The sequence below is a fragment of the Nocardia puris genome (genome assembly GCF_003315035.1).
Classification (GTDB): domain Bacteria; phylum Actinomycetota; class Actinomycetes; order Mycobacteriales; family Mycobacteriaceae; genus Nocardia; species Nocardia puris.
Genome location: NZ_QNRE01000002.1, coordinates 360463 through 382648 on the forward strand (window position 1 = coordinate 360463; position 22186 = coordinate 382648).

24 protein-coding genes and 1 pseudogene are annotated in these 22186 nt (G+C 69.9%); 11 read left to right on the top strand and 14 right to left on the bottom strand.

From position 1 onward, the window contains the following. The first annotated feature begins 41 nt into the window (after positions 1-41). A complete protein-coding gene (locus DFR74_RS07185) occupies positions 42-518 on the top strand; it encodes a nitroreductase family deazaflavin-dependent oxidoreductase (RefSeq protein ID WP_067501832.1) in 477 nt (158 codons plus the stop codon). A gap of 17 nt (positions 519-535) precedes the next feature. Here the strand turns inward: DFR74_RS07185 and DFR74_RS07190 are convergent, their stop codons facing one another. Then, a complete protein-coding gene (locus DFR74_RS07190; RefSeq protein ID WP_067501829.1) occupies positions 536-1429 on the bottom strand; it encodes a LysR family transcriptional regulator in 894 nt (297 codons plus the stop codon). Positions 1430-1499: 70 nt separating this feature from the next. Here DFR74_RS07190 and DFR74_RS07195 point away from each other — a divergent pair, with 70 nt between their 5' ends. Beyond that, a complete protein-coding gene (locus tag DFR74_RS07195; protein WP_067501826.1) occupies positions 1500-2408 on the top strand; it encodes a dihydrodipicolinate synthase family protein in 909 nt (302 codons plus the stop codon). 49 nt (positions 2409-2457) lie between these two features. Beyond that, positions 2458-3285, top strand: coding sequence for a phosphotransferase family protein (locus tag DFR74_RS07200; protein ID WP_067501823.1), 828 nt, complete (start codon positions 2458-2460; stop codon positions 3283-3285). An 84-nt stretch (positions 3286-3369) separates the two neighbouring features. Here the strand turns inward: DFR74_RS07200 and rox are convergent, their stop codons facing one another. The 3 genes from rox to DFR74_RS07215 form a co-directional block, all read right to left on the bottom strand. After that, positions 3370-4800 (bottom strand): rifampin monooxygenase, encoded by a 1431-nt coding sequence (gene rox, locus DFR74_RS07205; protein ID WP_067501820.1) that lies wholly within the window; start codon positions 4798-4800, stop codon positions 3370-3372. Positions 4801-5136: 336 nt separating this feature from the next. Further along, a complete protein-coding gene (locus tag DFR74_RS07210) occupies positions 5137-6324 on the bottom strand; it encodes a site-specific integrase (protein WP_067501817.1) in 1188 nt (395 codons plus the stop codon). Between the two features lie 219 nt (positions 6325-6543). Beyond that, entirely contained in the window at positions 6544-7005 is a 462-nt protein-coding gene (locus tag DFR74_RS07215) for a nuclear transport factor 2 family protein (RefSeq protein ID WP_170160713.1), read from the bottom strand. Between the two features lie 143 nt (positions 7006-7148). On the opposite strand from DFR74_RS07215, the gene DFR74_RS07220 reads away from it, so the two are divergent. From DFR74_RS07220 to DFR74_RS07235, 3 genes are all read left to right on the top strand, one after another. Beyond that, positions 7149-7586: a winged helix-turn-helix transcriptional regulator gene (locus tag DFR74_RS07220; protein WP_067501814.1), complete on the top strand. Its 438-nt coding sequence runs from the start codon at positions 7149-7151 to the stop codon at positions 7584-7586. A 1135-nt stretch (positions 7587-8721) separates the two neighbouring features. Then, a complete protein-coding gene (locus tag DFR74_RS07230; RefSeq protein ID WP_067501811.1) occupies positions 8722-9486 on the top strand; it encodes an arsenate reductase/protein-tyrosine-phosphatase family protein in 765 nt (254 codons plus the stop codon). After that, a complete protein-coding gene (locus DFR74_RS07235) occupies positions 9483-9887 on the top strand; it encodes a VOC family protein (RefSeq protein ID WP_067501808.1) in 405 nt (134 codons plus the stop codon). The genes DFR74_RS07230 and DFR74_RS07235 overlap by 4 nt, the downstream gene beginning before the upstream one ends. Positions 9888-10886: 999 nt before the next feature. On the opposite strand, the gene DFR74_RS07250 is transcribed toward DFR74_RS07235, so the two are convergent. The 3 genes from DFR74_RS07250 to DFR74_RS07260 are packed head-to-tail and all read right to left on the bottom strand — an operon-like array spanning position 10887 to position 13128. Then, positions 10887-11681 carry an ABC transporter permease gene (locus DFR74_RS07250; protein ID WP_067501805.1) on the bottom strand — a complete coding sequence of 265 codons (795 nt, stop codon included), beginning with the start codon at positions 11679-11681 and terminating at the stop codon, positions 10887-10889. Next, positions 11678-12637 (bottom strand): ATP-binding cassette domain-containing protein, encoded by a 960-nt coding sequence (locus DFR74_RS07255; RefSeq protein WP_067501803.1) that lies wholly within the window; start codon positions 12635-12637, stop codon positions 11678-11680. Before DFR74_RS07255 ends, DFR74_RS07250 begins: the two co-directional genes overlap by 4 nt. Next, positions 12634-13128 carry a nitroreductase family deazaflavin-dependent oxidoreductase gene (locus DFR74_RS07260; protein WP_067502157.1) on the bottom strand — a complete coding sequence of 165 codons (495 nt, stop codon included), beginning with the start codon at positions 13126-13128 and terminating at the stop codon, positions 12634-12636. The genes DFR74_RS07255 and DFR74_RS07260 overlap by 4 nt, the downstream gene beginning before the upstream one ends. A 109-nt stretch (positions 13129-13237) precedes the next feature. On the opposite strand from DFR74_RS07260, the gene DFR74_RS07265 reads away from it, so the two are divergent. Continuing rightward, positions 13238-13948: a TetR/AcrR family transcriptional regulator C-terminal domain-containing protein gene (locus tag DFR74_RS07265; RefSeq protein ID WP_067501800.1), complete on the top strand. Its 711-nt coding sequence runs from the start codon at positions 13238-13240 to the stop codon at positions 13946-13948. A gap of 42 nt (positions 13949-13990) precedes the next feature. On the opposite strand, the gene DFR74_RS07270 is transcribed toward DFR74_RS07265, so the two are convergent. Together DFR74_RS07270 and DFR74_RS37795 are read right to left on the bottom strand one after the other, a co-directional pair. Further along, entirely contained in the window at positions 13991-14473 is a 483-nt protein-coding gene (locus DFR74_RS07270; RefSeq protein WP_084537222.1) for a DJ-1/PfpI family protein, read from the bottom strand. 130 nt (positions 14474-14603) lie between these two features. Then, positions 14604-15047 (bottom strand): annotated as a pseudogene (locus tag DFR74_RS37795) (DJ-1/PfpI family protein); the annotation flags it as partial. Between the two features lie 120 nt (positions 15048-15167). Here DFR74_RS37795 and DFR74_RS07280 point away from each other — a divergent pair. Continuing rightward, positions 15168-16004, top strand: a complete 837-nt coding sequence (locus DFR74_RS07280; protein WP_067501795.1) for a helix-turn-helix transcriptional regulator — start codon at positions 15168-15170, stop codon at positions 16002-16004. Between the two features lie 135 nt (positions 16005-16139). On the opposite strand, the gene DFR74_RS36595 is transcribed toward DFR74_RS07280, so the two are convergent. Further along, positions 16140-16493 carry a LysR substrate-binding domain-containing protein gene (locus tag DFR74_RS36595; protein WP_228801654.1) on the bottom strand — a complete coding sequence of 118 codons (354 nt, stop codon included), beginning with the start codon at positions 16491-16493 and terminating at the stop codon, positions 16140-16142. On the opposite strand from DFR74_RS36595, the gene DFR74_RS37000 reads away from it, so the two are divergent. Next, complete coding sequence (locus tag DFR74_RS37000; RefSeq protein ID WP_198161646.1) at positions 16419-16622, top strand: SDR family oxidoreductase; 204 nt, start codon at positions 16419-16421, stop codon at positions 16620-16622. The two genes, DFR74_RS36595 and DFR74_RS37000, sit on opposite strands and share 75 nt — an antisense overlap. Positions 16623-16755: 133 nt before the next feature. Beyond that, positions 16756-18138, top strand: coding sequence for an LVIVD repeat-containing protein (locus DFR74_RS07290; protein ID WP_067501790.1), 1383 nt, complete (start codon positions 16756-16758; stop codon positions 18136-18138). Between the two features lie 13 nt (positions 18139-18151). Here the strand turns inward: DFR74_RS07290 and DFR74_RS07295 are convergent, their stop codons facing one another. Both DFR74_RS07295 and DFR74_RS07300 read right to left on the bottom strand, forming a co-directional pair. Beyond that, a complete protein-coding gene (locus DFR74_RS07295; protein ID WP_147265756.1) occupies positions 18152-18538 on the bottom strand; it encodes a nuclear transport factor 2 family protein in 387 nt (128 codons plus the stop codon). Between the two features lie 250 nt (positions 18539-18788). Further along, positions 18789-19058 carry a hypothetical protein gene (locus DFR74_RS07300; protein ID WP_067501784.1) on the bottom strand — a complete coding sequence of 90 codons (270 nt, stop codon included), beginning with the start codon at positions 19056-19058 and terminating at the stop codon, positions 18789-18791. 126 nt (positions 19059-19184) lie between these two features. Between DFR74_RS07300 and DFR74_RS07305 the strand changes: the two genes are divergently transcribed. Next, a complete protein-coding gene (locus tag DFR74_RS07305; protein WP_067502154.1) occupies positions 19185-19961 on the top strand; it encodes a hypothetical protein in 777 nt (258 codons plus the stop codon). On the opposite strand, the gene DFR74_RS07310 is transcribed toward DFR74_RS07305, so the two are convergent. Both DFR74_RS07310 and DFR74_RS07315 read right to left on the bottom strand, forming a co-directional pair. After that, positions 19962-20942, bottom strand: a complete 981-nt coding sequence (locus DFR74_RS07310; protein WP_067501781.1) for an NHL repeat-containing protein — start codon at positions 20940-20942, stop codon at positions 19962-19964. 252 nt (positions 20943-21194) lie between these two features. Continuing rightward, positions 21195-22151 carry an EamA family transporter gene (locus DFR74_RS07315; protein WP_084537218.1) on the bottom strand — a complete coding sequence of 319 codons (957 nt, stop codon included), beginning with the start codon at positions 22149-22151 and terminating at the stop codon, positions 21195-21197. Positions 22152-22186: the final 35 nt, after the last annotated feature.

Consider the following 22186-nt stretch of genomic DNA (forward strand, 5'->3'; position numbering starts at 1 on the left):
CTCGTGCGGGCGTGTGCGCTGCGGCATGTCAGGATTCGGGCATGGTGTCGAATCCGCTGCCCGGTCTGGCGCGTCGCCTCGGGCGGCAGCCGTGGATGATGCGCGCCGCGCCGGTGGTGCTGCCGCTGGAACGGTTCGTGCGCCGCGTCAGCGGTGACCGGTTGGGCGTGCTGGATCTGGCCGGTCTGCCGTCCCTCGAGGTGACGGTGGCGGGCCGCAAGTCGGGTCTGCCGCGCACCACGTCGCTGCTGTATGTGCCGCGCGGCGCGGATTTCCTTGTGATCGGCTCGAATTGGGGGAGCAAGGCGCATCCGGCGTGGTCGGCGAACCTGCGCGCGGCGAGGTCGGCGACGGTGCGGCACCGGGGTGAGGTGTTCACGGTGCGCGTCACCGAGATCACGGGTGTGGATCGCAAGCGGGCGTGGGATCACGCCGTGGAGTTCTGGCCGGGGTACGAGATGGAGTACGAGCTGTCGGGTGGGCGGGAGTTCCGCATCTTCGAACTGACGCGTAGCTGATTGCGCGGCAAAAGAATTCACCGCCTATCCGCCCGGACTCCGTCGACGGCCGCGCGCACCGCGGCCGCGAACGCGCTGACGGCGGGGTGGCGGCCCGCGCCCGCGCGGCAGGCGATGATGGTGGTGCGGGCGATGGGCAGCCGCGCGAGGTGCACGCCGGGCGGGGGACCGGCGGTGCTCAGTTCGGGGATCAACGCGACGCCGTGACCTTGCGCCACGAAGGTCAGCACGGTGGCGAAGTCGTCGATGTAGTGGCGCACGTGCGGGGTGAAACCCGCTGCGGCGCAGGCTCGGACGGTCATGGCGTGGCAGCGGGTGCCCGGAGTGGCGACGATCCAGGGTGCGTCGCGCCAGGTATCGAGGGTGGTGTGCGGGGTGGCGCCTGCGGCGGCGAGGAACATGGCCTCGCGGTGCAGCGGTTCGGTGTGGATGCCGGGTTCGGTGGGGAACGGCACGAGGTCGTAGTCGTGGATGAGGGCGACGTCGAGTGTGCCGGCGCGCAGGGCGTCGGCGACCTCGGCGGGGTCGAGTTCGGTGACGCGGGGTTCCAGGCCGGGGTGGTCGCCGGCCAGCCGGGTGAGGGTGGACGGGATGAAAGTCTGTGTGGCGCTGGGGAACGCGCCGATGCGCAGCGGGCCGGTGAGTCCGGCGCGCGCGTCGGCGAGGTCGGCTTCGGCCTCTTCGAGACGGGCCAGGACGGCGTCGGCGTGCGCGACGAGGGTGTGCCCGGCGGGGGTGAGGGTGACGCTGCGGCCGGTGCGTTCGAGCAGTGACACGCCGGCTTCGCGTTCGAGCGCGGACAGTTGCTGGGAGACGGCCGACGGGGTGAATGCCAGCGCGTCGGCGACGGCGGCGATGGTGCCGCGCCGGGCCAGTTCGCGGAGTAACCGCAGCCTGCGCACGTCGAGCATCAGCTCAGCTTACGCTCGACGTCAAAGATGTGAACTGGTTCTGATGTCGGTTGTGCGCGAAGCTGAGGGTATGGATGGTTTGCAGGGCATTTTCGTACCGCTGGTGACGCCGTTCGCCGCCGACGGGTCGGTGGCGTGGGACGCGCTGGAGTCGCTGGCGCGGTCGGTGCTGGACGCGGGCGCGTCGGGCTTGGTGGCGCTGGGCACCACCGCCGAGGTGGCCGCGCTCGAGCCGGACGAGCGGCGCGGTGTGATCGACCTGTGCGCGCGGGTGTGCGCGGTGTCGGGCGCCGCGCTGATCGTCGGCGTGGGCGGCAACGACACCCGCACCAGTGCAGGCGCGGTGGCGGAGCTGGCGGCGTGGTCGCACGTGAGCGCGGCGATGGTGCCGGTGCCGTACTACACGCGCCCGAGCGAGGCCGGTGTCGTGGCGCACTTCGCGCAGGTCGCGGCGGCGTCGCCGGTGCCGGTGGTGGCCTACCACATCCCGTACCGGACGGGCCGGACGCTCGGTGCGGAGTCGATGCGGCGGATCGCGGCGCTGCCCGGCGTGGTCGGTGTGAAGTACGCGGTCGGCGCGGTGGACGCGGACGCGGTCGATCTGCTCGGTGACCCGCCCACCGATTTCGCGGTGCTCGTCGGGGACGACACGTTCGCGGGCCCGATGTTCGCGCTCGGCGCCCAGGGCGGCATCCTGGCGACCGCGCAGCTCGACCCGCACGGCTATATCGCGCTGGAACGCGCCTGGCGCACGGGCGATTTCGCGTTCGCGCGGTCGCTGGGCGGTCGTCTGGCGCGGCTGTCGGCGGCCGCGTTCGCCGAGCCGAACCCGACCGTCATCAAGGGCGTCCTGCACGCCCAAGGCCTCATCCCCACGCCCGACGTGCGGCTGCCGCTGCTGCCCGCCGCGCCGGACTCGGTGGCGAACGCGCTCGCGGTGATCGCGCGCGAGGGGCTGGGCGCACCCCTGGCGGTGTGAGCGCGCGTGGGTCGGGCATTGTTGGTGTCCGGCCCACGGAAGGAAGCGCATGGACGTTCTGGACGAGCACCGATCCCTGCTCACCTGCCTCCTCCCGGACGACGCCGTGGCGGAATGCGAAGTGCGGCAAGGACAGTTCCATCATGTGGTGCTCGGGCGGGACCGGGTGGTGTGCTTCCCGCGCACCGAGGCGGCGGCCGCGCGCCTGCCCGCCCGAGCCGCCGTCCTGCGGGCACTGTCGGGGCTCGGGCTCGGCGTCGCGACACCCGAACCGATCGCCGAATCCGAGGAGCCCGCCTACCTGGTGCTCACCCGGATTCCAGGGCAGCCGCTGCCGGAATCCGCCCTGTCGCGGCCCGGCGCGCCGGAAGCGGTGGCCCGGCAACTCGCGGAACTCCTCTCCTCGCTGGCTTCCGCCGGCACCGCGCCCCTCCCGGAAGCGCCCGCCGACCGCTGGGAAGTGTTCGCCGACGAGGTGCGCGCCGGGTTGTTCCCCCTGATGTCCGCCGCCGGACGAGTACGCGCCACAAGGGAATTGGACGCCCTCGACACCCTGCCCCACCTCACCACCGCGATAGTGCACGGCGACCTCGGCGGCGAGAACCTCCTGTGGGACACGGGCAACCCACCCCGCCTGCTCGGCGTCGTCGACTGGGACGACGCCTGCCTGGGCGACCCGGCCGAAGACCTCGCCGCCCTCTCGGCCACCTACCCGCCTGCGGTCCTCGAGCCTCTGCTCGCCCTGCTCGGCACCGATCCGCCGACCCGCACCAGGATCGCCACCCTCCGCGCCACTTTCGCTCTCCAGCAAGCCCTTTCGGCCCATCGCGACGGTGACGAGGAAGAACTCGCCGACGGCCTCGCGGGCTACCGATAGACACCCTCGCGCGCCGCTGGCCGGAGTGCTGGTCTACGTCGCGGGCATCGTGTTCCACCGCGGACGTCCGGCGCTCTCGGCCGTTCAGCCGGTGGGTTCGCCGAACCATCTCGCGAGCGCGGCGCGCAGCCCCTCTCGGTCGTCCCCGAGCCAGGCGACGTGGCCGTCGGGGCGGAGCAGAACGGCAGGCGTGTCGAGTTCTTCGCTGGCCTCGACCACGTGGTCGACGCGGTCGGCCCAGCCCTCGATCGCCAGGTCGCCGGTCTGGTCGAGGAGCAGGCCGCGGCCTTCGTGCAGGAGGTCGAAGAGATGGCCGTGCTTCAGCGGGATGTTGCGCAGGCGCCGGCCCAGCAGGTCGTCGCCGGGGCCGAAGTCGTAGCGCACCGAGATCGCGGTGATCTTCTCGATGAGATAGCGGTTGACCTCGTTGAAATCCATGAGCTCCGACACCAGGCGGCGCAGCGCCAACGCGCCCGGCGTGGTGGCGAGCAGTGCCATCTGGGCGCGGGTGTTGTTGAGGACGTCCTCGGCGACCGGGCGGCGTTCGCTCTCGTAGGTGTCGAGCAGACCGTCGGGCGCCCACCCCGCCAGCTGGGCGGCGAGCTTCCAGCCGAGATTGAACGCGTCCTGGATACCGAGGTTGAGTCCCTGCCCGCCCGTGGGCGGGTGGATATGCGCGGCGTCGCCGGCCAGTAGGACGCGTCCGGCGCGGTAGTGGTCGGCGAGGCGGGTGGCGTCGCCGAACCGCGACATCCAGCGCGGCGAACGCACACCGAAATCCGTTCCGGCGTAAGCGCGCAACTGTCGGCGGAAATCATCGAGCGTCGGCATCACCGCGCGATCCTCGGCCACGCCGTCGGCGGGCACCACCACCCGATACACCCCGTCGCCGACCGGCCCGAGGCCGAAGCGCTTCTCGGTCTCGCGCACCTCGCGCACCACCGCCATGATCTCCTCGAGCGGTGCGTCACTCGCCATCTCACCGATCAGCGTCTCCACCCGCGACGGTTCCCCCGGGAAGCCGATTCCGGCCAGCTTGCGCACCGTGCTGCGCCCGCCGTCGCAGCCGACGAGGTAGCGGCAGCGCAGGCGCGTCCCGTCGGCCAGCTCGGCCGTGACACCGTCCTCGTCCTGGCTGAACCCGACCAGTTCGGCGCCGCGACGGATCTCGGCCCCCGCTTCGGCCGCGTGCTGGGCCAGCAGGCGGTCCGTCACGTTCTGCGGGATGCCGAGAACGTACGGGTGCGCGGTATCGAGGCGCGCCGGCGTGGGCTTGTCCATCGCGGCGAAGAACCCGCCCACTGGATACGTCTTCCCGTGCGCGAGAAAACGATCCAGCAACCCGCGCTGATCCATCACCTCGATACTGCGCACATGCAATCCCAGCGACCGCACGAACAGCGGCAACTCCAGATCTTTCTCCACCACCACCACCACGCCCACGCCGCGCAGCCGCAACTCACCCGCCAACATCGCCCCGGTCGGCCCACCACCGGCAATGATCACGTCAATCATCGAAACCCCGATCCGTCGTAGTCCAGCCGACCCCACGGACACATTTCCGCAGGTAGTCGACTCAGGCGGACGATTGTGCAGCACGACCGGGGTCTTGCCGCAAGCCCCGGGGTGCGCTATATGTTGAAAGGGGCAAGGAGGTATCGCACTCCTTGCCTTTGTCCTGAAACCCCCCGAATTGCCGAACGCGGTCAGAGGTGATCGGCGGGCCCGAGCCTCGGCCACCGTGGTCACGTCCGAGTCCCGCGTGTGTTGCCGGAACGCGGCGGTCTCGAAGGTTCGCTACCGGAGGCGAACGACGAAAGTCTTGTCCGGCCGAGCTGTCGTCTCGACCGGTCACAAACCGAGTTTGGTGACCGCGTTGTCTTCGAGGGGGTTGGCGGTGCGGATGTAGCCGTGGACCGTGCGGGGGTTGGACCAGCGTCCCTGGCGCATGATCTCGCGGTCGCTGGCGCCGCCGAGGGCGGCTTGGGTGGCGAAGCCGGCGCGCAGTGAGTGCCCGGAGAACAGGGCGGGGTCGAGGCCGGCGCGGGCGGCATAGCGCTTGATCAGTTCGGCGACGGCGCGGCCGGAGATGGAGCGCGCGCCGATCCCGCCGTGCCGGTTGATTGCCGGGAACAGCGGGAGGTCGGGGTGGTCGGCGAGGGGAGTGCCGGTGAAGCCGTGGCAGCGGTGGATCGTGTTGTCGAGCGGCCGCTCGCAGAACTCGCGGAGTTCTCTTGCGGCGGTGTGAATTTCGAGCAGGCGTACCCAATCGGCGAACGCGCATACGGGACAGGTGCGTGGACGCTGCCCGCGCGGGAGGGCGACCCGCTGCTCGGACGCGCCGGTCGGGTCGGTCTTGGTCGAGGGCAACTGGACGATCAGCACCGGCTCCCCGGTCGCGTGATCCAGCGTGACCCGCACGTCCCGCACCCGCAGCCCCGCCAACTCGCTGCGCCGCAACGCCCCCGCGAACCCGACCAGCAGCATCAGCGTGTCGCGACGGCGCGCGGGCTCGGTGGGCCATCCGGATTCGGGCAACTCCGCCAGCAACTGGTCCAAGGTGTGCAGCAAGACGGGGCGTTTGCGGGTCGGCGCGGCGCGGCGGGTGCGCCGGATACCGCGCAACGTCAACCGCACCACGTCGGTCCGCGTGGGGGAGGGCAACCCGTTCGCCGCGTGCACGGCCGCGATCGCCGCCGACTTGCGCTCCACCGTCGCCGGACTGAAAGCCCACGCCCCGTTCGCTTTTCGCGCATCCGCGACAGCTGCGAGATACACCGCCACGTCGAGTGCGTCGGCGGGCAGTGCGGTCCGCCCCTCGGCCGCGCACCACGCGGCCCACGCCACCCAGTCACTGCGATAGGCCCGCACCGTGTTCGCCGACTGGGACGCCTCCAGATACCGCCCCAGCGATGCCGCCTGCCCCTCGTCGAAGCGCTCCCGCACCCGCCGCAACGCCGCCGCGTCCACGAGCACACTCCCCACCCCGCGCCGCAACGCACTGCGCACCACCTCGGGCACCACCACGACACCGTCCACGCCTACACCCTAAGTGCGACGCGCCTGCCCGACGGTTCGTAGTGCCGCAGCGCGGGTCGTGATGCCCGACCGCGGCGCCGGATCTGGACCGATCACTGCCTGGCGCATCCTCGTCACCGATCACCTCGCCGGCCCGCACTGGTGTGCAGGAACGCCGCATCAGTGCCGGACACCGGGCGAATGCGCGGCGGACGGGTCCGGCCGCGGGCACCGGCTGGATTACCCGCTCACGCGCCGGCGCGCTCTGGTCTCGAGCTCGCGGCTGCCCTCCTCATAGGACACCCGAACCCGGGACGACGTCAGCTTCCACGCGTTGTCCGTGCGTGCGAGGCCGACCGTGTAATGGCACCCGATCACCCAGATTCTCTCGTCCGCGGCGTCGGTGAGCAGGTGGGTGACTCGGGCGTGGAAGCGTGACGTCGCCGTGACCGGGGAATCCATCGTGACGACGATGGGACCGAGCAGATGCTGGGTGGCATCGAACCCGGGGAGGAACCCGCGCAGCCCGGCAAGAAAGTCGCCGGTGCGCAGTGTCTCCACGCCTCCTTGTTTGGACGGGTAGTCGATATCGACCGGGTCGGCGGTGAGCGCCCCGATCGTGTCCCAATCGTGGTCGTCGAGCGCGTGAAAGATCCTGGCGACCGTTTCCGCGACCGCGTACTTCTGCTGCTCGATCGTCATGCCGTCTCCTGCTCCGGCCCGTATCGGCGGGCCGTACGTGGTTCCTATGATCGAACCGCAACCCGGACGCGGCCTCGAGATCGCGGAGGCGAACGACGGCGCCGTGGGTTGTGTTCGTGACGACGACGCTAAGGAGGCCATCCGTGGCTCACCAAACGGTTGGTTACGCCTCGATGGATTTCCTCAACAGTTGCCGTGCGCCGGACGCGGCGCCCGACCCGGCGTGCCCGGTGGAGATAGCCCTCGCCGCGCTGCGCGGGCGGTGGACCCCGCTGGTCGTGCTCGAACTCCTGCGCGGCCCACGCGGATTCAGCGACATCGCCCGGGCGCTGCCCAGTTTGTCGGACAAGGTCCTCACCGATCGGCTGACCCAGCTGACCAAGGCGGGGGTCATCGACCGCACCCGCACACCCGGGTGGCCGCCGCGAGTGTCTTACACGCTCACCGAACGTGGCCGCACGCTGGTCCCAGTGCTACAGGCCCTGTGGCAGTGGGGCTCGAATACACCGTCTTCCCCGCCGCCGAGCGCGATGTCCGACGCTGTTCCCGACCACCATCGCGCCGAGCCCGGCAGACGGTGACCGTCGCGGTTCCCACCGAAGCCGAGGGCTGGGTCGTCGCGCCCCAGGTCGCGCGCTTCCCGATTACGACGCCCCCGACACCCGCCACGCCGGTGATGGCGCCTGCTGTGTCGACCTGGGCGAAGCTCTGGCGGCCGAGGGCGAAGGCAACTTCTCGACCACGCCCGCACCGCGGCTGACGTTGGGTGAACCCTCGGCCGTTGACCACGCCGAGAAGGAGCAGCAGGAGCGAGGCCGGCGGCACGGCCACCGGCCCGCGCGCCTCCGAAGTCGCTCACGCCCAACGTCGCATCCAGACCGTCCTCGCCGCCGCTCAGGTGCTCGACGGCGCCCGCTTGGCGGCCGGAATCACCTGTGGGTCGATGTGCCAGTCGATAGGTACGAATCCGCCCCAGCATCAACAGGATTCACCGTTACGGCAGCGCACGGGTCCCTCCCCCGGATCTTCTCGGAGCTGGCCTCCCGTGCCGTTGCGAGACAGTTCGGCACGGGCGTACCTACGACCCCACTTTCTCGCGGCCGTTTCGTATATTTCGTAGCGTTGTCGGCGACCAAACGAAACGAAATAGGGCAGAGATGTGACCAGGGGAACGCCTCACTCTGACCACCGATAATGTTCACTTATCGGTGGTCAGGATGGCGACGGCTCTGCTCCGGTCTCCGAAGGTCAGGCGCAGTTTCGTTTCGTGACATACGTGTGCGGCAAACGAAATAGCGAAACGAAACATGCTCGAATGTACGCTGGCGGGCATGCCCGTGGAACGGGTGCCGCACCACGATGCTTCTTCCGCCGCGGCACCATGAGTCCCGCGGGACCGGGGGTAGTTGGTGGCCGCCGATCGGGGCACCGCGCGAGGCGGACCTTCATGGTGGGTTCGACTTCGCCGTACGGCAGTACGTACGACCGGAACAGCGGCGTCAGACCCCCACCGCTGTCGCACGGACCCGGGTGGCGCGGCACCGCGTACCCGTTGCCGTGTTCGTGCCCGATCGCGTGGCGCCCGCTCTGCCGGTGGCGGTGGCGCGGCTCTTCCGTCGCGACCGACCCCGATTTCCTGGACACCATGCTCCTGACGCGGACCGATTCCGAAAATACATCAAAAGCAGTTGATGTAATCGATGCTACCCTCGGCCTATGACGTCGACCCGTCAAGCGGTCCCACCGTTTGTTCATCTCGCCGCGCATCCGTTGCGCTGGCAGCTGCTGACCGCGCTGTCGGACAGTGACTATCGCGTGCGCGAGCTGGTGGCCCGCGTGGGCGAGCCGCAGAACCTGGTCTCCTACCACCTCCGGCTGCTGCGGGACGGTGGCCTTGTCACCGCCACGCGCAGCAGTCACGACGGCCGAGACAGCTACTACCACCTGGACCTGGACCGCAGCGTCGAGATGCTCGCCGGAGCCGGGAAGGTACTGCACCCGGCCCTGCGAATGGCGTCCGCGCCCGTCGCATTCGAACCCTCGGCACCGCTGGCGGTGCTGTTCGTCTGCACCGGCAACAGCGCCCGCTCCGCGATCGCCGAAGAGCTGTTGCGGTTGCGCACCGGCGGCCGAGTCGAGGTGTTCAGCGCCGGTAGCAACCCGAAACCCGCCATGCATACCGACACGGTGCGAGTGCTGCGGGAGGAATACGGCATCGACCTGTGCGGCCGCGTACCTCGCCGCCTGGAAACTCTGGCCGATCAGCACTTCGATGCGGTGATCACCCTGTGCGACAAGGCCCGTGAGGTCTGTCCGGAATTCGGTGACGATCCTCGATGGATCCACTGGAGCATCCCCGACCCCGCAGCCGCACACGGCAGCGACGAGGACGTCTACCCGAGATTTCGGGCCACGGCCGCCGAAATCGACATCCGCATCCACTATCTGCTGCCGACCCTTGCGAAAAGGACCGTCCGATGACAACATCCACCACCGAATACGCCAGCGTCCGCTACCTCGTCGATGACGTCCAGACAGCCGCCGACTTCTACACCGGCCACCTCGGTTTCACCCTGCACACCAACGCCACCCCCGCTTTCGCCGACGTCGTCCGCGGCCCACTGCGCCTATTGCTTTCAGGCCCAACCAGTTCCGGCGCACGCGCCACCCCCGCCGACACCGCCGGACCGGGCGGCAATCGCATCCACCTCATCGTCGCCGACCTCGATGCTGAGATCGAACGCCTCCGCGCAATCGACGTCGAATTCCGCAGCGACCTGGTCAGCGGCCCAGGCGGCCGCCAAATTCTGCTCGCCGACCCCGCCGGCAACCTGATCGAACTGTTCCAACCCGCCACCGCGGTCGCCAGCACGCCGAGGTGATCGGTCCGGCAGGCGACGCCGCATCACTTTTCCTGTGATCGCGCACCCGGTGCACTACTTGGTGGCAAAACATGTGCTGTGCCGGTCAACCCGGTGGCGCCTCCGATGGATATCTGCTCATGCCTGCGGGTTCAGCAGCGTCGCCCGAAGGCTCGGCGATTCCCCGGGTAATGCGCTGTTATCCGGGGCAACCCGGGCGAAGGACCGTTGTCCCATGACCGACCTCGAAGAACGAGCGCAACGGAGGCACCGTCGTGGACACCACCGAAACCCACGACATCGTCGTGCTGGGCGCCGGTTGCACCGGCATGCTCGCCACCGTGCGGTTGGCGTACCGCGCGGAAGCTGCGGGTGCGCATCACGGTGGTGAATCCGTCGGACCGGTTCACCGAGCGCCTGCGCCTGCACCAGGTCGCGGCCGGACAGGAGTTGGCCGATCACCGGATCCCACGGGTGCTCGAGGGGACCGGGGTGCGGTTCCACCGGGCGAGCGCCACCGCGATCGATCCCGGCACGCGGCGCGTCACGCTCGACGACGACGCGATCCTGACCTACGACACCCTCGTCTACGCCCGTGGGCAGCGGGACCGACACCACGCTGGTGCCGGGTGTCGCGGACCACGCGTGGACGCTGAACGATCCGCGCCGGGCCCACCGGTTCGCGCGGCGCCTCACCGAGATCGCCGCGACCGGCGGCGCCGTTTCGGTGGTCGGCGGGGGACTGACCGGTATCGAAGCGGCGACCGAGATCGCGGACAGCCACCCCGGCCTGACGGTCACACTCCTCGCCACGACGGAACTCGGCGCGATGATGGGCGACGGCGCCCACGCCCACCCATGGCGAACTGGCCGTGCTCGGTGTGATGGGTGGATACCCGATCGGCGTCGTCACCTTCGACCTCCTCGACGGCCGCTTGCGGGGCCTGCGATTCCAGGTCAACCCCGACAAACTTGCCGGGCTCAGGACGGTCCCGCTCCGGCGTGAACCCTTGCGCCCCTTCACCGTTCGCGGCGATACAGATACATCGTGAGCGGCCCGAACACCGCGACCAGGACAGCGCAAGCCAGGAAGACCCAGGTGAGGTCGGTGGTGACGGGAGTGCCGTGCATGAGCCCGCGCACGGCGCCGACCAGGTGGGTGATCGGGTTGACGTCGACGAACGCCCGGAGCCAGCCGGGCAGGGTGGCGGGGTCCACGAAGACGTTGCTGACGAAGCTCAGCGGGAATGTCACGAGGATGGCGAGGAACATCACCGACTGCGGGGTGCGCGCGAGCAGGCCGAGCGCGGTCCACGCCCACGACAGGCTCCACGCGAACAGCAGCACCAAGCCCGCTCCGGCGAGCAGGCCCGCGACGCCCGCGTCGGGCCGGAAGCCCAGCAGCACACCGGCACCCACCACCACCGCGGCCGCGATCGCGTAGCGGCCGAGGTCGGCCAGCAGCGCGCCGACGAGCGCGGCGGGCTGCCAGATCGGCAGCGACCGGAACCGGTCGAACACCCCCTTGCCGATGTCGGCGTTGAGCGCGACCGCCGTCGACTGCGTCGTCATGACCACCGTCATCACGAGAATGCCCGGCAGCACCGATTGCAGATAGTCGCCCGTGGACCCCGCCAGCGCCCCGCCGAACAGGTAGGTGAACATCACCAGCATCATCAGCGGGAACACGGTCACATCGGAAAGCTGATCCGGCACGTGCTTGATCCGCAGCATCGCCCGCCACGCGAACGCCCGCGCCGTCGCCACGGCACTCGGACGAGGCGGACGCACCGAACTCGCGAACGCGTAAGTCATGCGGGAACCTTCTCTCCGGACGAGGAACGGCCGGTCAGGGCCAGGAACACTTCGTCGAGACTCTGTGGGCCGACACCGAATTCGCTGACCTCGACCCCCGCACGTACCAGTTCGGACAGCGCCGCACCGGCCCGCTCGGGATCGGTGAGTCGCGCCGACAGCACCACCGGGTCGTCCTCGTGTTGCACGGACGTGCGCAGCACTTCCGCCAGGATGCGCTCGGCCTCCGGGCGTCGCTTCGGGTCCCGCAGCCGGACACGCACCGCTCCCGCGCCGACGGATTCCTTGAGCTCGGCCACCGTCCCCTCCGCGATGACGCGCCCGCGATCGATCACCGCCAGCCGATCCGCCAGCCGGTCGGCTTCCTCGAGGTACTGCGTGGTGAGCAGCACCGTGGTGCCGCCCGCCGTCAGCTCCCGCACCACCTCCCACACCTGACCGCGACTGCGCGGGTCCAGGCCGGTGGTCGGCTCGTCCAGGAACAGCAGATCGGGCGTGACGACGATGCTCGCCGCGATATCCAGCCGCCGTCGCATACCGCCCGAGTAGCGCTTCGCGGGCCGGTCGGCGGCTTCGGTCAAGCCGAAGGCGGACAACAGTTCTCGTGCCCGATCGGCCGCCCCGCGCCGGCTGTGGCCGAGCAACCGTCCCATCAGCACGAGGTTCTCCATGCCGGTGAGATCCTCGTCGACCGAGGCGTATTGGCCGGTGAGGCTGATGCGGGAGCGCACCTCGTCGGTGTCGGTGACGACATCGTGCCCGAAGATCCGCGCCCGCCCGCTCGACGGCCGCAGCAGGGTTGCCAGCATTCGGATGGTGGTGGTCTTCCCGGCGCCGTTCGGGCCGAGGAATCCGTAGATGCCGCCGGCGGGGACCGCCAGGTCCACACCGTCGACCGCCACCGTGTCACCGAACTGCTTGCGCAGTCCTTCGGCGTGAATCGCCAAGGGTGTCATGCGCTTTCCCCGATCTGTTCCTTGCGCACGCGCAGCACTTCGTCCACGCCGAACAGCCGCAGCGTCAGGCGTTCGCCCGCGGACTGGTACCGGGACACCGAAGCGGTCGTGACCAATTCGGGCTCGCTGACCCGGTAGGTGTCCCCTTCGTGCACGACTTCGGCGGACCCGGCCGCCAAGAGGTTCGCCAGCCAGTCGGTGCGCGGGCCGTAGGGGAGGGCGACGATGAAGTCCGCCCCGGCCTCGGCGACGCCGATCGGCGTCTCGTAGAGCTTCCCGCTGGACCGGCCCGTGTGCCGGATGACCGCCGCCGAAGCGCCCGGTTGCCCGGCGGTCTTCAGCACCTGCCGGTTGGTGAAGCGCCGATGAAAGCGACGGACCGCCGCTACGCCGGGCGCGTATCCCGTGCGCAATACCAGGACCAAGATCAGGCCCCCGAGCAGCGCCGACGCGATCGGCACACCCGCGCCGATCGCGATCCATATCCACATGGCCACACCCTTCTCTCTTACCTTGTAAGTCTTACCTCGTAAGGGAATCATTACGGGGTAAGGCTGTCAAGAGCTGGGAGACTTACCGCGTACGGTAAGTTGGTTCGGTATGGGCACCGATCAACGGCCCCGCCTGAGCCGGGGGCAGATTCTGCGGGCCGCCGTCGCGCGGGCCGACCGCGACGGCGTCGGCGCGGTCACCATGCGCAACGTCGCCGCCGACCTCGGGGTCGAGGCCATGTCGCTCTACCACCACGTGGCGAACAAGGCCGAACTGCTCGACGGGATGGTCGAGGTGATCGTCGAGACCATCAACGAGGCGGTCGAACCGCTGTCCGCCGACTCGCCCGCCGAATGGAAACCGGTGCTGCGCCGGCGAATTCTCACCGCGCGCGCCGTCCTGCTGCGCCACACCTGGGCGCCCGCGCTGATCAGCACCCGCTCACCGATGACCCTGTCACTCATCACCTACTTCGACGCGCTGCTCGGCCTGTTGCGCACCGGCGGCTTCTCCTACGACCTGGCCCACCACGCCATGCACGCCCTCGGCAGCCGCGCACTGGGCTTCACCCAGGAACTCTTCGAGTCCTCCGGCGCCCCCGACGACGAAGCCGCCACCGCCGAACTGGCCGCCATGGCCGACCGCTTCCCCAATATCGCCGGCATGATCGCCGCCGGCGCCCACGAACACGGCGACGCCGGGTCCACCCTCGGCTGGTGCGACGACCAGTCCGAATTCGAGTTCGGCCTCGACATCATCCTCGACGGCCTCGAGCGGCTACGCGCGGGCGACCGCGATTCCCGGCCGGTCACGAGCTGAACAGAATCGCCCTACCCGTTCCGGGACAAGGGAATCGCCGGTTCACCGTCGACGCCACACCGTGCCTCGGCGTTCGTATTCGAGCAGTGCCTCCACAGAAACGGCCAGTTCGGCACCGAGTTCGCGTTCCACCAGCCACAGCGCGAGATCCAGTCCGGAGGTCACCCCGCCCGCCGTGACCAGGTCGCCGTCGTCGACCACCCGGGCGTCGACGAGGATTCCGCCCTCCAGATCGGCGCGCACACGGCGATGCGTGGTGCACGCCCGATTCCGGGTGATCCCGGCCGCCGACAACAACATCACTCCGGTGCACACCGCGGCGATCGTCAGCTCGCCGCGCCGAATATCGGCCAGTGCCGAGGGAGTCCGGCCGCGCGCGATCTCGGCAGGCACCCCCGGACTGCCCGCGGGCAGACCGTAGCCGCCGCCGGGGACGATGAGCAGATCCGCCCGAGCGGGATCGAGCACCGCTTGCGGCGTGATCGCCAACCCGGACATCAACGTCACGACCGACGTTGCGGGCATCGAGACGACACCTCCACCCGTCCGCGCCTGCCGAGCCGCGAGGCGTAGTGGAAGACCTCCAAGGGGGCAGGCACAGATCCAATCCCGCGCACACCCCGGCTGAGGTGAGCACCCGGCCGTTGTCCACGAGCAGGACGTCGGACCGGACGCGCACCGCCGGGTAGCGCGCGGCCAAGGACCGGGCGGCGCGCCAGTGTGTGGTGGCCGTCAGCCCGTCCAGCACACCGGCCGCGGCGAGCACGAACGCGCCGGTGCAGATGGACGCCACCCGGATACCGGACGCGGCCGCCTTCGCGATCACCTCCACCACCGCATCCGCGATGTCGCCCTCCACATCCCGGATGCCGGGCACCACGACGGTGTCCGCCGTCAGCATGTCGTCGAGCGGATAGGGCGGCACGAGCTGGAACACGGTGTCCGCGCCGGCCGCAGAGGCGGAAGGGCTGTCACCGCAGACGCGCACCTCGTAGAGGGGTGACCCGTCCGGCCGGCTCGCCAGGGCGAAAGTCTGGCAGACGGTGGTGAGATCGAATCCGACGGCGCCGTAGAAGGCCGCCACCGCGACGCGAGGCATACGCGCGAGCTTACCCAGCGCCTTTCGTGTGCCAGGCGGCACCGAATCTGGCCGGAATCCCGCGAAATCTGTCCTCGATCACCCTTGCCGACGCCGGGCGCACCGGCCGATAGTGGGCGCATGGCGACCGCTCACCCGGATATCTCCGATTTCCTCAAATCGCGCCGCGCCCGCGTCAAGCCCGAGGACGTGGGGGTGGTGACCACGCGGAACCGGCGTCGGGTCGCGGGATTGCGCCGGGAAGAACTCGCCCAGCTGGCCGCGGTCAGCGTCGACTACTACACGCGGCTGGAACAGGGGCGCGCGGAGCGGGTGTCCGACAGCGTGCTCGACTCGATCGCGGACGCCCTGCTGCTCGACGACGTCGAGCGCGAACACCTGCACCGGCTGGCCAATCCGCCCAGACGGCGGCCGTCTCCGACGCCGGGCGTGCACACCGGATTGCGACTGCTGCTGCGCGACCTCCCGGAGCGCCCGGCATTCGTGCTGGGCCGCAGGATGGACGTCCTCGCGTGGAACTCTTTGGCCCGCAAGCTGATCGCCGACTTCGGCACGCTGGCACCCGCGCGGCGCAACCTCGCCCGCCTGGTCCTTCTCGACGAACAGGTCCGCCGCCTCTACCCGGACCGGGAACTCGCGGTGTCGAACGCCGCGGGATTCCTGCGCCGCGACCTCGGCCTGCACCCCGACGATGCCGAACTCGGCGCCCTCGTCGCGGAATTGAACGCGGGCAGTGCCGAACTCCGCCGGAAATGGAGTCAGCACACCGTGAGCCGCAAGAGCAGCGGCGTGAAGAAGTTCGACCATCCGCACGCCGGCGAATTCGAACTCTCGTATCAATCCCTCGAGCTGCCGGGCAGCCCGGATCAGATCCTCGTGGTCTACTCACCCCGGACGCGGTCCGAGTCGGACAAGCTGCGCGAACTGGCGGTAGGTGTCGGGTCCATTCCTGAATGAGCACAACACCTTTCGAAACGGCCGCCGAGCACGCAGCGGCGTCCTCGAACCACTTGCCCGGAAATCGGCGGCATCGAGCCGGCTCTCGGCCCGTGCGGACCCGCATCGCGCCCCGCGACGGGCTCGGAGCGGGTATCAACCTTCCGTCGCCAGCGCTCGGACGGCCCGCACACAGGCGGGCACCAGCGGGTTGACCGAGGTCCGCGGCCAGGCCACCGCGATCCGCAACGGGTCGAGGTCGGTGACGGGACGCCAGATCAGCTCGGGGTGGGTGTAGGCCGCCATCGAGGCGGGTCCCAGGTTCCACAGGATCGGCTCGTCGCGCAGGTCGGCCAGCGTCAGGGCCGGCCGGGCGGCCAGCGGAGGCGACGCCGACCTGGCCACCATGCGTTCCTCGGTGGCGACCACGGCGGTGTGCAGCCCGGAGGTGTCCGCGGGCAGCCACAGAAACGCCACATCCACCAGTCCCTGTACGACCAGATCGCCCAGGACTACCCCGTCGGACGCATCGTGCGCGCCGAGGAGATGGCCGCCGTCGCGATGTTCCTGGCCTCCGACGACGCCGGCGCGGTGCTCGGCCACGACCTCGACGCCTCGGGCGGCTACCTCACCGGCTGACATCGCCGCCCCGTAAAGGTGGTCCTGATGAACCTACGGTAGGCATGTCCTTCCGCTCGGGCGGGTGTTGGCCGGGTGGGCGGTGCGCGGAATCGTCGGAACCGCAAGTGGAATCGACGAACGAGGACACCGAATGACCAGCTCTCCCTTCTCCCGGCGCGATGTATTCCGGGCCTCGGCACTCGCTCTCGGTGCCGGAGTGGTGACCGCCTGCGCACCCGACAGCGCGGCACCGGTCGCGACTCCCGGCGCCTACGCGCACAACATCGAGGCGGTCGGCTATTGCGATCTGGAAGGCCGGCCCGGATTCAAGATGGCCGTCCGGGAGTCGCGCGGGCGCTGGTACCTCTACCTCGGCCACTTCTGGCACTCCGGCTGGAGCGTCGTGGACGTCACCGACCCGGAACGCCCCGAAGTCGCGGCCTTCGTGCCCGGTCCGGACAACACGTGGACCCTGCAGGTCGACCTGCACGGCGACCTCATGGTCACCGCCCTCGAACAGATCTTCCCGAACTTCGGCGGCGTCCCCGAGGCCGCGTTCGAGGAGGGCATCTACCTGTGGGAGATCAGCGATCCGGTGCGGCCGGCGCGCTTGGGGCACTTCCGGACCGGCGGCACCGGCACCCACCGCAACCACTATCCCGGCGGCCGCTACGTCCACCTCGCGGCCGGGATGCCCGGCTATCGCGGCAATATCTATCTCATCGTCGACATCGCCGACCCGAGAAACCCGGTCGAGGCGGGCCGGTGGTGGGTGCCCGGCCAGCACGCGGCGGGCGGCGAAGCCATGCCACCCGGCCGGGCGGCCGAAGACGGCCACCTCGCCACGGGGAGCCCGTGCTGTTCGGCCGGACACGACGTGTCGCTGCACGGACCCGCCTACGTCAGCGGCCACCACGCCTACCTGCCCTACGGCGGCGCCGGGATGGTCGTGCTGGACATCGCCGACGTGTCGCGCCCGCGACAGGTGGGGCATCTGTCGTTCAGCCCGCCGTTCCACTCCCGCTTCGGCGTGCACGGCATCCTCCCGGTCCCGGAGCGGGGGATCGCGTTCGTGAACTCCGAACACACCCACTACGCCGAGGGCGCCGCGCACCACGCCTCGATCGTCGACATCCGCGATCCATCGAATCCGTATCTGCTGTCGCTGTTCCCGGAACCGGTGCCACCGCCGGACGCGCCCTTCCGCGACTTCGCCACGCGCGGCGGCTGGCGCGGCCCGCACAACATCAACCACCACCAGCACCACCCTGACGTGCAGCGCCAGGGTGACCTGTTCTACATCGCCCACTTCAACGCGGGACTGCGCGTCTACGATGTCGCCAACCCCTACGCGATCCGCGAGACCGGCTACTTCCTCCCGCCCGATCCGACCCACCGGTACGGCCCCATGCCCGAAGGCGCACTCGTCACGCAGACCGAAGACGTCGTCGTGGATCGCCGCGGCTACCTCTACATCACCGACAAGAATCAGGGCCTGTGGATCCTCCGGTACACCGGTCCGCGAACGTCGTAGTACTCGCCGGGTGTCACGAGTCGGCGGGACGGGCGTCTCCCCAGTACTCGTGCAGGGCGCTGAGGCGATCTCCCTCGGTCTCGACGATGATGATCTCGCGATTGCGATAGGCGGCCGTGGACGGTGAGATGCCCTGGGATCGGTATTCGTAGATCACCCGCGTCCCGACGACATCGGTGCGAATCCTGGTGCCCGAGACCCGGTTTCCGGAGCGTCCGTGGTGCAGCGCCCAGTCCTCGATCCGGCGACGGCCCTCGGTGCCCTCGAAGGCCCCGCGGGCCGGCTCCTCGGGGAACCGGAAGCTGAACTCGTCGGTGAGGACGGCGAGGAAGGGATCCCAGTCCCCGCTGCGCCACCCGGCGTCGAAACGGTCCATGGCGGCGTCGGCGACATCGCGCACGTCGTGCTCCTCCGCGCTTCCGCATCCGGCCAGGGCGACGACCACCAAAGCCGCGCAGACCAGACGACGTGCCCTCGTGCCGGGGGACGACACTGTCGGGCTACCGGCGAGTCCGTCGGGATTCCTCGCGTGTCGTCGACGCCGACCGTGCCGCCGGACGGAGTGACCTTGCTGCGAAGCGGCGTGCCGTGCGCGAGTTATGCTGTGATTCAACGCTATTCACCTGCTCGAGGGATTGTCCGGGCGGCGATCAGTAGTACTCGAAGTAGTACCGTGGATTCGCCTTGGTGCCGCCCTTCTCGAAGCAGGGCCCGGCCCACTTGACCTTCTCGTCGTCGATCGCGGACTTGCGAGCCGACTCGCAGGACGATTTGCTGTCGTAGGGGCCCGCGGCGCCGTAGGCCACGGGAAGCACGGGTCCGGTGAGGTCGGGCGCCGCCGACGACAAGGTGGCCGGGGTCAGGGTCGCGCCGACGGCGAGGCCGAGCAACAGGATCGGTTTCGCGAGAGTTCTGAACACGGGTGGTCCCTTCGATACGTCGGCTACCGCCGAGCCGATCTGCCGCCACCCTAGAGCCGATGCGCGTCCCCAACCTGGTCACGATATGACCAGGATGCGGGCGTGCGCGCGGACGACGATGGCCCCATGAAGACCCCCATCGCTCAGCGCGCACTCGTCCTCGCGGCCGCCGCGCTCGCCGTCAGCGCGCCGGCCGCGCACGGCGAGACGGCCCCGCACCCCACCCCGCACGGCCCGCAAGCGCCCGCCGACCACGCCGAAGGGCCGGCCAACCTCGACGCTCTCGCGGCGACCGTCCGTCCCGACCGGGGCACCGTGGCCGGTGTGACGGTGGAATTCGACCGCACCAGCCGGACAGAGTCGGGCGAGAAGCCCTCACCCGCAACGCAGTTCGTGTTCCTCTTCGATCGCTCGATCCACCTCAACCCCGAGGCGTTCCCGGTGTGCGCGCGGGAGGTGATCGCCGCCGACGGGATAGGTGCGTGCCCGCCGGGCTCGAAGGTGGGGGAGGGACACGCTGAGATCTACTCGCAGGGCGAGGCGGACGTCTTCGTGTTCAACACCATTCACGCCGACGGCGGCCGAGGCGTCCTGATCACGATCCCGGCCACCGGCGCGATCCTCGCCAACACCTTCGAACCCGTCGCGGCACCCTACGACGGCGAGTACGCGTGGGGATCGGACGAGATCCTGCCCTCGGCGCTGCCGCCCTCGCAACGCTCGGCCACCACGCGGTTCCGGGTCTCCTTCGGTGCCACCCACACCGACGCCCGCGGCACCCACAGCTTCGTCGAATCGCACGCCCTGCCCGGGCAGCAACTTCGGTTCGGACTGTGGAGCCGCTTCGTGAGCGGGCAGACGATCGTGCCGACCGCGACCACCACGCGCCCCCTGCCCTGGTGATCAGCCGGTGCAGCCCGCGGTGGTGTCGAGGGCCGAGACGGTGAACGGCAGCTCCGGTGTCTCGTCGCGCAGTCCGGTGTTGTACTGACTGTTCACCACCAGCAGCCGGTCCCCGGCCAAGCGGGCGGTGCTGGGGTGACGGAAACCGGGATCGGTACGGGCACACACCTGTTCGGCTGCGGCGAGATCTGGAGCGAGCCGCAGGACCGAGACCTGTGGGCGGGAATTCAGCGGTGAGAGCCCTCCCTGGACGACGTAGAGCGTGTCCGCGTCCAGGACCAGGCCGTCGCCGCCGTACGCGCGGGTGCCACCCGTATGGAGCTCGGTGACCTCTTGCGTGTTCCGGTCGATGCGGTAGAGGCCGCCGGTCATGCTGTGCACGGTCAGCAGGGCGTCGCGGCCGGCCGCGACGATGCCGTTGAGGTTGTGACCGTCCACGCGCGGCACCGGCGTATCGGCGAGGTTCAGCCACGGCCGCATCTCCCAGCCGCCGCTGTGCTCGGTGACCCGATAGATCACGTTGGCCATCGAGTCGGTCACGTACGCGGAGCCGTCCTCGGCGAGGGCGACGTCGTTGACGAATCCGCCCGCCACACCGGGCAATTCGGCGAGGAGCTCACCGGTGGCGATGTCGTGGATCCACAACCGCGCGGTCGGGCCGCCACCGATGAACAACCGGCCGTTCCCGTCCGCCGCCAGTCCGCTGGTCGTGGTCCGCCCGCCCGATCCGCCGGGCAACCACGGCGTGGCCTCCGGGTTGTCGAGCCGCCCGCGGAAGACCGTGCCGTCGCGGGTGCTGCCGACGAAGTACTCGGCGGTGGGCTCGTGGTAGGCGATCCCGCCCGGGAACACTCGATCCCCGGGCACGATATAGCGGTCGGGGGTCGCGGGGGCGGGTTCCGAGCCGCATGCCGCCAGCATCCCGGCCAGCAGGAGTGTGGCGCCCAGCCGTCGCGCGCCTTTCGTGTGTGGAAGTCTCATGTCGGCGAAAGTAGGCCCGGATTTTGCGCGGTTGCAGGACGTGGCGTGCCCTGGTCGTGGGGAGGTCTTCGTGGTAGGGGTGGGCGGCTCGGAGACGTCGGTGTTGTCCGCCTCGTCCGGCAACAGCGCGTGACACACCAGCGGCGCACTACGGCCGACCCCGCATCGCGTCCACCGCCGCCAGGGGTCGCGTGTCCGCGCCGGTTCGCGGTCGACAGTGCGCTCTCCTTCGGCGGGTAGCTGTCTAGTAGGCTACCGTGAAATGCCTTTGCCCACTGGCATTTTCGACCGGGATACCTCTTCCTTCACCACGGTGGCGACAACGAGTTGCGGACGAGTGGGCGCGGGAAGCTGCCCCGCGACGATCGCGGCCAGCGACAAGGCGAACCCCACGAGCTGCACCGGCCCGAGCGACTGGCCGAGCAACACGGCTCCCAGCACCGCCGCGACCAGCGGCGAGAACAACCCGAGCACGGCCACCGAATTCACCGGCAGGGTGGTGATACCGCGGAACCACACCACGTACGCGAGCAGGCCGCCGAACAGACCGAGCCAGACATAGCCCAGCGCGGCACCGCCGTCGATCGCCGGTGGCGCACCTTCGAACAGGAACGTGACGGGCACCAGGAACAAGCCACCCGCCGTGAGCTGCCATCCGGCCAAGGCCGTGGGCCCCACGCCGTCCGGGCGTCCCCACCGCTTGGTCAGCGTCACGCCGAGCGCCATCGACGCCGCACCGGCCAACCCCGCCGCGACGCCGACGGCATCGAGCCGGGCGGCCGGCCCGATCACGACCAACCCCACGCCCGCCACGCCGATCGCGCCCCAGAGCAACCGCCACGCCGACCACTTCTCTTGCAGCACAACCACGGCCAGCACGGCGACGATCATCGGCTGCGCCGCCGCCAATGTCGCCGCCACACCACCCGGCAGTCGCTCGGCGGCGAGGAACAAGAACGGGAAGAAACCGCCGATATTGAGCACCCCCACCACCGCCGCTTTCCACCACCAGTCGCCGCGCGGCAGCATCCGGGTGATCGCCACCGCGATCAGCCCGGCGGGCAGCGCGCGCAGCAACCCCGCAAACAAGGGGTGCCCCGGCGGGAGGAGTTCGGTGGTGACGACGTAGGTGGTGCCCCAGACGAGCGGGGCATACGCGGTGAGCGCAATGAGCGGGAAGTTCCCGGCGGAAGCACGTGGACTGGTCACCCTCGAAGTCTCGCCCGCCGGTATCAATGAGTCCA